The following is a 10,262-nucleotide window of genomic DNA, read 5'->3' on the forward strand; positions in this document are numbered from 1 at the left end:
GACCGAAGGGTCGCTAGGGTTCCGAGGCCTGCCATGCGGCAGGCCTGTCTGGTCCGAGAGCGACCGGCCTCAAGGGCCCGCGGCAGCCGCCGCGACGGCACTCAGGCTCCACGGCGGGACAAAAGCCCGGGAGGAACACTTCTGCGTCGAGGTGGCCTCCCCGGATCGTGTCCTCTTTCAGCCTGGAGCCCCCGAATGCCTGCTTTTCTCTCCCGCGTGACCTCCGGCCTTGTCGCCGGCGTGCTGGCCGCCAGCGGCCTGTTGGCGGCGCTGCCCGCCCGGGCCGAAGTCAAGGTCGGCGTGTCGGACTGGCCGGGCTGGGTCGCCTGGTATGTCGCCGAGAAGAAGGGCTTCTTCAGGAAGCACGGCGCCGACGTGAAGCTGGTCTGGTTCCCGAACTACACCGACTCGATCTCGGCGCTGTCGGCCGGCCAGCTCGATGCCAATGCCCAGACCTGGTCCGACACCATGGGCCCGCTGGCCAAGGGCGTGCCGGTCAAGGCCATCCTGGTCAACGACAACTCCGCCGGCAATGACGCGCTGGTCGTCGGCCCGAAGATCCGCTCCTTCGCCGACCTGAAGGGCAAGTCGGTCGCGCTGGAGCAGTACAGCGTCTCGCACTTCGTGCTGGTCAACGCGCTGGCGAAGAACGGCCTGAAGGCGAGCGACGTGAAGATCGTCAACCTGTCGGCGGGCGACGCGGCGGCGGCCTTCCTCGGCGGCCGGGTCGAGGCGGCGGTGGTCTGGAATCCGTGGATCCACCAGATCGAGACCAGCGGCAAGGGCCGCGCGCTGTTCACCTCGAAGGACCTGCCGGGCCTGATTCCCGACCTGCTGGTCGCGCAGGACAAGGCCATCGCCGGCAAGCGCAAGGATCTGGTGGGCATGATCCGGGCGTGGTTCGACACGGTGGCCTTCATCCAGTCGAATCCGGACGAGGCCGCGGCGATCATGGGCAAGGTGGTCGAGATGAAGCCGCAGGACTACAAGGTCTTCCTGCCGGGCACGCGCTTCTTCGACGCCAGGCTCAACCAGGAGGCCTTCGCCGACGCCAGCCAGCCGCGCTCGCTGCTGGGCGTGGCGCCGACGGTGCTGCAGTTCCTGACCGAGAACAAGCTGATCGAGGGCCGCGCCGACCCGGCGCGCGGCATCGACGCCAGCCTGCTGGCCGAGGCGCTCAAGCGCTGAACCGGCAGGCCACGCCATGAGCACGAGAACGATGTCGCTGTGGAGCGTGCGCGCGGCGCTGCCCGGGCGGCTGCATGCGCTGCTGGCCCTGGCCGGGCTGGTGCTGCCGCTGCTGGCCTGGTGGCTGCTGAGCAGCGTGGCCGGCGCCGACCCGGTCTTCCTGCCCTCGCCGGGCCAGGTCTGGAGCCGCGCGGCGGGCTGGTGGGACAGCGGCCTGGCCGGCGACATCGGCGCCAGCGTCGGGCGGGTGCTGGCCGGCTTCCTGCTGTCGGCGCTGGTGGCGCTGCCGCTGGGGCTGCTGATCGGCAGCTTCCGCGCGGTGCAGGCGCTGCTGGAGCCGCTGACCGACTTCATCCGCTACATGCCGGCGGTGGCCTTCATCCCGCTGGTGATGCTGTGGGTCGGCATCGAGGAGTCGTCCAAGGTCGCGATCATCTTCATCGGCACCTTCTTCCAGATGGTGCTGATGGTGGCCGAGGACGTGCGCCGGGTGCCGATGGCGCAGATCGAGGCGGCGCAGACGATGGGCGCCAGCCGCGTCGAGCTGCTGGAGAAGGTGATCCTGCCCTCGGCGCGGCCGGCGCTGCTCGACACGCTGCGGGTGACGATGGGCTGGGCCTGGACCTATCTGGTGGTGGCCGAGCTGGTCGCGGCGCAGTCCGGCCTGGGCCACGCGATCCTGAAGGCGCAGCGCTTCCTGCAGACCGACAAGATCTTCGCCGGCATCCTGCTGATCGGACTGATCGGGCTGCTGAGCGACCAGGCCTTCCGCTGGCTGCACCGGCGCGCCTTTCCCTGGCTGCATCTGAGGGGCTGAAGCCATGAATCCGAATCCGGCAGAAAAGCCAGGGACGCCGCCGAAGATCGAGGCGCGCGGCCTGCGCAAGCGCTACGAGGGCGCGGCGGTCGACGTGCTGCAGGGCATCGACCTGCGCATCGAGGCCGGCGAGTTCGTCACCTTCGTCGGTGCCTCCGGCTGCGGCAAGTCGACGCTGCTGCGCTGCATCGGCGGCCTGGAGCGCCACGACGGCGGCGAGCTGCGGGTCGACGGCCGCGCGGTCGACGGCCCCGGCCCGGAGCGCGGCATGGTCTTCCAGCACTACAGCCTCTACCCGTGGCTGTCGGTGCGCGAGAACATCCGCTTCTGCCGCCAGCTGCGCGTGCACGCCGGCGAGCGCACCAGCGCCGAGGTCGAGGCCGCCAGCGGCCGCGCCGATGCGCTGCTGCGGCTGATGGGCCTGGGCGCGGTGGCCGAGGCCTGGCCGGCGCAGCTCTCCGGCGGCATGCAGCAGCGGGTGGCGATCGCGCGGGCGCTGATGAGCCGCCCGGGCGTGCTGCTGATGGACGAGCCCTTCGGCGCGCTCGACGCGCAGACCCGCGAGGTGATGCACGAGCTGATCGCGCATGTGCACCGGCTCGAGCGCACCACGGTGGTCTTCGTCACCCACGATGTCGAGGAGGCGATCTACCTCGGCGGCCGGGTGGTGCTGATGGCGCCGCGCCCCGGGCGCATCGACACCGTCTTCGAGGTGCCGCTGCCGGCGCGGCGCCAGCCGGACATGAAGCACGCGCCGGAGTTCCTCGCGCTCAAGCGCCTCATTCTCGAGCGCATCCGCGCCACCACCGGCATGGACACCGATCACGAGCTGCTCGAGCGCCTGTCGGCCGCGGCCGCCCCCTGATTGCCGATTCGACCCGATCCGACCTGATCCGCCCCGATCCCGAACGACTTGCCGGAGGCCGCCCGCCGGGCGCCTGCGAAGGAGAAGCCATGTCCGCACATCATCCCGAACACACCCTGGACAACCCGCCGCCGGCCGCACCGGTGGACGCGCCGGCGCACTGGCGCCGCTTCGCGCCGGAGCTGCCGGCCGACCGGGTCGTCTTCAGCGAGCTGGTGCCCGGCGGCGGCCACTGGAGCTGGCGACTGAGCCGCGGCATGGCGCTGCGCTTCGTCGCGCTCGATGCGGGCGCCAACTGCTCGGTGCTGCTCTACGCCGCGCACGACCGGCTGGAGCGCTACAACGCGCCCGACAGCCTGAAGGCCCAGCACACCGCGCACTACCGCCGCGGCCATGTGCTGATGAGCGACATGGGCCGCGCGATGGCCTCGTTCACCGAAGACACGCTCGGCTGGCACGATCCCTTCGGTCTGCTGCTCGACAGCCGTCGCATGGCGACGAAGTACGGCGAGCGGCGCTACGAGACGGCGCGCAACGCGATGCACCGCAGCGGCCAGGACGGCCTGCTGATCGAGATCGGCAAGCACGGCCTGGGCGCGCGCGACCTGATCACGCCGGTCAACCTGTTCAGCAAGGTCAGCGTCGACGCGGCCGGCCGCTTCCGGTTCCACGCCGACCACGGCCCGGCCGGCGCGATGGTCGAGCTGCGCCTGGACATGGACGTCATCGTCGCCATCAGCACCGCGCCGCATCCGCTGGACCCGCGCCCCGACTACGCGCCGGCCAAGGTCGGCATCGCCGCCTGGCGCCGCGGGCCGGCACCGGCCGACGACCTCTGCCGCACCTTCCGCCCGGAATGCGCCCGGGCCCACCACAACAGCGACGTGTTCGCGCTGTGCTGATCCCGGCCCGGAGACCGACATGACCGCCATGACCGACCTGACCGCCATTCCCCCCTCGCCTGCCGCCCTCGTCGAGAGCCGCCTCGACCCGGCCCGGGCCGTCCGGCGCCACCGCCAGGCCGCGGGCGAGCCCTGGCTGACCGAGATCCGCGCCGGCCAGATCCTGCGCATCGTCGACCTGATGGGCAACCAGGCCGTCGACGTGATCTTCTACGACCGCCACGACCCGGCCGAGCACTACAGCGCCACCGAGACCCTGCTGGCCCAGGGCAGCCTCTACCTGAGCACCGGCTCGGTGCTGATGAGCCAGACCGGACAGCCGCTGCTCACGATCGTCGCCGACACCTGCGGCCGCCACGACACGCTGGGCGGCGCCTGTGCCGCCGAGAGCAACACCGTGCGCTACGCGCTGCAGAAGAAGTTCATGCACAGCTGCCGCGACAACTACCTGCTCGCGCTGGCGCAGGCCGACGTCGGTCTGGGCAAGCGCGATCTGGTGCCCAACATCAACTTCTTCATGAACGTGCCGGTCACGCCCGAGGGCGGGCTGACCTTCGCCGACGGTGTCTCCGCACCCGGCAAGTACGTCGAGCTGCGCGCCGAGCGCGACGTCTGGATGCTGGTGTCGAACTGCCCGCAGCTGAACAACCCCTGCAACGCCTACGACCCCACGCCGGTCGAGTTCCTGGTCTGGGACGGAGCCTGAAGTCCATGTTCACCAAGGTCCTGATCGCCAACCGCGGCGCCATTGCCTGCCGCATCATCCGCACGCTGCGGCGCCTGGGCATCGCCAGCGTGGCCGTGCATTCCGAGGTCGATGCCGCCTCGCTGCATGTGCGCGAGGCCGACGAGGCCCACTGCATCGGCCCCGCGCTGGCCGCCGACAGCTATCTGCGCCAGGACCGGCTGCTGGACATCGCCCGCCGCAGCGGCGCCCAGGCCATCCACCCCGGCTACGGCTTCCTGTCGGAGAACCCGGGCTTCGCCCAGGCCTGCGAGGACGCGGGCATCGCCTTCATCGGCCCGACGCCCGAGCAGATGCGCGCCTTCGGCCTCAAGCACAGCGCCCGCGCGCTGGCCGAGGCCTGCGACGTGCCGCTGCTGCCGGGCTCGGGCCTGCTGGCCGATCTGGCGCAGGCCACGGCCGAAGCCGCGCGCATCGGCTATCCGGTGATGCTCAAGAGCACGGCCGGCGGCGGCGGCATCGGCATGCGCCTGGTGCGCAACGCGGGCGAGCTGGCCGAGGCCTTCGGCGCGGTGCAGCGCCTGGCCCAGGCCAACTTCAAGGATGCGGGGCTGTTCCTGGAGAAGTTCGTCGAGCAGGCCCGCCATGTCGAGGTGCAGATCTTCGGCGACGGACGCGGCGGCGTGATCGCGCTGGGCGAGCGCGACTGCTCGGCCCAGCGCCGCAACCAGAAGGTGGTCGAGGAGACGCCCGCCCCCGGCCTCAGTGACGCTCAGCGCCTGGCCCTGCGCGAGACGGCCGTGCGCCTGGCGCGCCAGGTCAACTACCGCAACGCCGGCACGGTGGAGTTCGTGCTGGACACCGACAGCGGCGAGTTCTGGTTCCTGGAGGTCAACACCCGGCTGCAGGTCGAGCACGGCGTGACCGAGCAGGTCTGCGGCGTCGATCTGGTCGAGTGGATGGTGCGCCTGGCCGCCGGCGACCTGCCGCCGCTGGCCACGCTGCAGCCGCGGCCGCAGGGCGCGGCCATCCAGGTGCGCCTGTATGCGGAGGATCCGGCGCGCCAGTTCCAGCCCGCCACCGGCGTGCTGACCGAGCTGCGCTGGCCCGAGGGCGCCCAGGCCGGCCCCGGCGCCGCGCTGCGCATCGACAGCTGGGTCGAGCGCGGCACCGAGGTCAGCGCCCATTACGACCCGATGCTGGCCAAGCTCATCGTCACCGCGCCGACGCGCGACGAGGCGCTGGAGCGCCTGCGCCAGGCCCTGGCCGACACCCGGCTGGCCGGCCTGGAGACCAATCTGGCCTATCTGCGCCAGCTCGTCGCCGACCCGGTGTTCGCCGCGGGCCGCCAGACCACGCGCTGGCTGTCGACGCTCAGCCACCGGCCGCAGGCCTTCGAGGTGCTGGACGGCGGCGTGCAGACCACCGTGCAGGACTGGCCTGCGCGCACCGGCCACTGGGACGTGGGCGTGCCGCCCTCGGGCCCGATGGACGCCTGGGCCCACCGCGTGGCCAACGCGCTGGTGGGCAATGCGGCCGACGCGGCGGCGCTGGAATGCACGATGGCCGGCCCCACGCTGCGCTTCCACACCGCAGCGGTGGTGGCCGTCACCGGCGCGCCGGCAACCGTCACGCTCGACGGCGCGGCCGTGCCGATGTGGCAGGCGCTGGCGGTTCCGGCCGGCGGCGTGCTGGCGGTGGGCCGGCTGTCGGACACCGGCTGCCGGCTGGCCATCGCGGTCAGCGGGGGCATCGACGTGCCGCGTTATCTGGGCAGCCGCAGCACCTTCACGCTCGGCCAGTTCGGCGGCCATGCCGGCCGCGCGCTGCGGGTCGGCGACATGGTGCATCTGCTGGAGCCCGCCGCCGCGCGGGCCCAGGGCCGGGCCGGCCGCGCCGCGCCGCCCGCGCTGCGTCCGGCCATCGGCCACCACTGGGACATCGGCGTGCTGTACGGGCCGCACGGCGCGCCGGACTTCTTCACGCCCGAGGACGTGGCGATGGTCTTCGGCACCGACTGGCAGGTGCACTACAACTCCAGCCGCACGGGGGTGCGCCTGATCGGCCCCAAGCCGCAGTGGGCGCGCCACGACGGCGGCGAGGCCGGCCTGCATCCGTCCAACATCCACGACAACGCCTACGCGGTCGGCGCCATCGACTTCACCGGCGACATGCCGGTCATTCTCGGCCCCGACGGCCCCAGCCTGGGTGGCTTCGTCTGCCCGGGCGTGGTCGTCGACGCCGAGCTGTGGAAGCTGGGCCAGCTGCGCCCGGGCGACACGGTTCGCTTCCACCGCCTGAGCCTGGCGCAGGCCGAGGCGCGCAGCGCGCAGCAGGAGGCCGCACTGGCCTGGCTGGCCGAGCCCGAGACCGGGCCGCGGCCCGACGCGCCCTGCCTGCCGGCGGCGCCTCAGGACGACGCCCGGGCCTGCCCCAGCCCGGTGCTGCTGAACGACCCGGCGCGCGACGACGTGCCGGCCATGGTCATCCGCCAGGCCGGCGACCGCTACCTGCTGGTCGAGTTCGGCCCGCTGGTGCTGGACATCGAGCTGCGCCTGCGCGTGCACGTGCTGATGCAGGCGCTGCAGGCCCGCCAGGCCGCCGGCACCCTGCCCGGCCTGATCGACCTGACGCCCGGCATCCGCTCGCTGCAGCTGCACTTCGACCCCGCGCGCCTGAGCCGCGACGCGCTGCTGGCCCTGCTGCAGGACGAGGAGGCGCGCCTGCCCGCCGTCGACGACATGGCCGTGCCCAGCCGGATCGTTCACCTGCCGCTGGCCTGGAACGACAGCCAGACCCGGCTGGCGATCGAGAAGTACATGCAGTCGGTGCGGCCGGACGCGCCCTGGTGCCCGAGCAACATCGAGTTCATCCGCCGCATCAACGACCTCGACAGCGTGGACGCGGTGCAGCGCATGTTCTTCGACACCCGCTACCTGGTGATGGGCCTGGGCGATGTCTATCTCGGCGCGCCGGTGGCCACGCCGCTGGACCCGCGCCAGCGCCTGGTCACCACCAAGTACAACCCGGCGCGCACCTGGACGCCGGAGAACGCGGTGGGCATCGGCGGCGCCTACCTCTGCGTCTACGGCATGGAGGGCCCGGGCGGCTACCAGTTCGTCGGCCGCACGGTGCAGATGTGGAACCGCTGGCGCCACGGAGAGGGCGCGGCGCCCGAGTTCGCCCAGCCCTGGCTGCTGCGCTTCTTCGACCAGCTGCAGTTCCACCCGGTCAGCGAGGACGAGCTGATGCGCCTGCGCCAGGACTTCCCGCTGGGCCGCACCCGCCTGCGCATCGAGGAGACCACCTTCCGCCTGAAGGACTACCGCGCCTTCCTGGCCCGCGAGGCCGACAGCATCGCCGCCTTCAAGACCCGCCAGCAGGCCGCCTTCGAGGCCGAGCGCGAGCGCTGGCACGCCGCCGGCCAGGCCGAATACCTGGCCGAAGACAGCGCCGCCGCCGCGCCGCCGCCCGAGGACGAGCTGCCCGACGGCGCCCAGGCGGTGGCCAGCGCGGTGCAGGGCAGCGTCTGGCAGCGGCTGGTGGCCGAGGGCGACACGGTGGAGGCCGGCCAGACGCTGCTGGTGGTCGAGTCGATGAAGATGGAATTCCCGATCACCGCGCCGCGCGCCGGCACCGTGCTGCGCCTGGGCTGCCAGGTCGGCGGCGCGGTGCAGGCCGGCCAGACCGTCGCCATCCTGCAATGAACCACGAGCCCGCCACCGCCATGAGCCCGACCGATCCCTGTCTCTCCACCCTGTCCTTCGACCTGCTGAGCCTGGGCCAGGCGCTGCAGGACGGCCGCACCACGCCCGAGGACGTGGTCGTCGAGGCGCTGCGCCGCATCGGCGACGACCCGCACCACGCCTGGATCAGCGTGCGCGACGCCGACACGCTGCGCGCCGAGGCCCGCGCGCTGATGGCCGCCGGTCCCGCCGGCAAGCCGCTCTACGGCATCCCGTTCGCCATCAAGGACAACATCGACCTGGCCGGCGTGCCCACCACCGCCGGCTGCCCGGCCTATGCGTACACGCCCGAGACTTCCGCCTTCGTCGTGCAGCGCCTGGTCGAGGCTGGTGCCATCCCGATCGGCAAGACCAACCTCGACCAGTTCGCCACCGGCCTGAACGGCACCCGCTCGCCCTTCGGCGCCTGCCGCAACGCGCATGACCCGGCCTTCGTCTCGGGCGGCAGCAGCTCGGGCTCGGCGGTGTCGGTCGCGCTCGGCCAGGTCGCCTTCTCGCTGGGCACCGACACGGCCGGCTCCGGCCGCGTGCCGGCCTTCTTCAACCACCTTGTCGGCCTGAAGCCCAGCCTGGGCCTGCTGAGCGCGCGCGGCGTGGTGCCGGCCTGCCGCACTCTGGACACGGTCTCGATCTTCGCGCTGACGGCCGACGATGCCCACCGCGTGTTCGCCGTGGCCGCCGCCTTCGACGCCGAGGACGCCTATGCCCGTCCGGCCGAGCCGCATGGCGTCGACCTCGGCGCCCTGGCCGCGCCGCGCATCGGCGTGCCGCGCGCCGACCAGCTCGACTTCTGCGGCAGCGCGGTCGACGCCCAGGCCTGGGCTGATGCAGTCGTGCATGCGCGCGGCCTGGGCGCCAAGCTCGTCGAGCTCGACATCGCGCCGCTGCTGGAGACCGCCCGCCTGCTCTACGGCGGCCCCTGGGTGGCCGAGCGCTACCAGGCGATCCGCGGCTTCATCGACGCGCAGCCGGACGCCGTCTTCCCCGTCACGCGCGAGATCACGCTGGGCGGCGCCCGGCCGCTGGCCGCCGATGCCTTCGCCGCGCAGTACCGGCTGAAGGCGCTGCAGCGCCAGGCCGCGCAGATCTGGCGTCAGGTCGACGCGCTGCTGACGCCCACCGCGCCCACCCACCCGACGATCGAGGCCATGCTGGCCGAGCCCATCGCGCGCAACAGCGAGCTGGGCCTGTACACCAACTTCATGAACCTGCTGGACTGGGCCGCGGTGGCGGTGCCGGTCGGCTTCGTCACGCGGCCTGGAGCCAGCGCGCCGATGCCGCACGGCGTGACGCTGTGCGCGCCGGCCCACCAGGACGTGCCGCTGCTGCATCTGGCCCGCCGCTGGCAGGCCGCGCTGCAGGGGCGCGCCGCCACGCTGGGCGCCACCGGCCAGCCGCTGCCGGCCGCGCAGGCGGTGGCACCGGCCGTGCCCTCGGGCCAGCTGCGCGTGGCCGTCTGCGGCGCCCACCTCGAAGGCCAGCCGCTCAACGGCCAGCTCACCAGCCGCGGCGCGCGCCTGGTCACCCGCACCACCACCACGCCGGATCACCGCCTGTACGCGCTGCCGCCCATCGTCACGCCTGCCGGCCAGCGCCTGCTGCGGCCGGCGCTCGTCCACGCCCCGGGCGATCCGCTGGGCCGCGCGATCGAGGTCGAGGTGTGGGAACTGCCAGCGCGCGAGTTCGGCAGCTTCGTCGCTGCGATTCCCGCGCCGCTCGGGATTGGCAAGACCCGGCTGGCGGATGGCAGCGTGGTGCCGGGCTTCATCTGCGAGGAAGGCGCGCTGGCGGGCGCGACCGACATCACGGCGTACGGGGGCTGGCGGGCGTGGATCGGGCGTCAGGATCCAGCGGCTGGATGAAGCGTCGCGGCAAGGGATGTGTTGCAGCTTGGCATGCAAAAGGGTGGCCGCTTCAGAGCGTGTTCACGATCCCGACTGCCCTGAAAATGCGGGGATGCCGAAGAGAAAAGCCTACGCGAGTGACATCAGCCGAGAGCGGTTTGCGGAGATCGAGCCGCTGCTGAGGGGAGTGCGCCGGCGCACCAAGCCGACGACGG

At 72.6% G+C, this 10,262-nt stretch carries 7 protein-coding genes and 1 riboswitch; all 7 genes read left to right on the forward strand.

Annotated features, from left to right (window positions below):
• Nucleotides 1-2: 2 nt before the first annotated feature.
• Nucleotides 3-135, forward strand: a riboswitch (guanidine-I (ykkC/yxkD leader).
• A gap of 60 nt (nucleotides 136-195) precedes the next feature.
• The 7 genes from HNQ01_RS04015 to atzF all read left to right on the forward strand — a co-directional run bounded on the left by HNQ01_RS04015 (nucleotide 196) and on the right by atzF (nucleotide 10,065).
• Nucleotides 196-1,188 carry an ABC transporter substrate-binding protein gene (locus HNQ01_RS04015; RefSeq protein ID WP_173804055.1) on the forward strand — a complete coding sequence of 331 codons (993 nt, stop codon included), beginning with the start codon at nucleotides 196-198 and terminating at the stop codon, nucleotides 1,186-1,188.
• A 16-nt stretch (nucleotides 1,189-1,204) separates the two neighbouring features.
• Entirely contained in the window at nucleotides 1,205-2,005 is an 801-nt protein-coding gene (locus tag HNQ01_RS04020) for an ABC transporter permease (protein ID WP_173804056.1), read from the forward strand.
• A gap of 4 nt (nucleotides 2,006-2,009) precedes the next feature.
• Nucleotides 2,010-2,870, forward strand: coding sequence for an ABC transporter ATP-binding protein (locus HNQ01_RS04025; RefSeq protein ID WP_173804057.1), 861 nt, complete (start codon nucleotides 2,010-2,012; stop codon nucleotides 2,868-2,870).
• Between the two features lie 89 nt (nucleotides 2,871-2,959).
• A complete protein-coding gene (locus HNQ01_RS04030) occupies nucleotides 2,960-3,772 on the forward strand; it encodes an urea amidolyase associated protein UAAP1 (RefSeq protein WP_173804058.1) in 813 nt (270 codons plus the stop codon).
• Between the two features lie 28 nt (nucleotides 3,773-3,800).
• Nucleotides 3,801-4,478 (forward strand): urea amidolyase associated protein UAAP2, encoded by a 678-nt coding sequence (locus HNQ01_RS04035; RefSeq protein WP_173804099.1) that lies wholly within the window; start codon nucleotides 3,801-3,803, stop codon nucleotides 4,476-4,478.
• A gap of 5 nt (nucleotides 4,479-4,483) precedes the next feature.
• Entirely contained in the window at nucleotides 4,484-8,164 is a 3,681-nt protein-coding gene (uca, locus tag HNQ01_RS04040) for an urea carboxylase (protein WP_173804059.1), read from the forward strand.
• Nucleotides 8,165-8,184: 20 nt separating this feature from the next.
• Entirely contained in the window at nucleotides 8,185-10,065 is a 1,881-nt protein-coding gene (atzF, locus tag HNQ01_RS04045; protein WP_173804060.1) for an allophanate hydrolase, read from the forward strand.
• Nucleotides 10,066-10,262: the final 197 nt, after the last annotated feature.

This window comes from Sphaerotilus uruguayifluvii (assembly GCF_013294065.1).
Lineage (GTDB): Bacteria > Pseudomonadota > Gammaproteobacteria > Burkholderiales > Burkholderiaceae_C > Sphaerotilus > Sphaerotilus uruguayifluvii.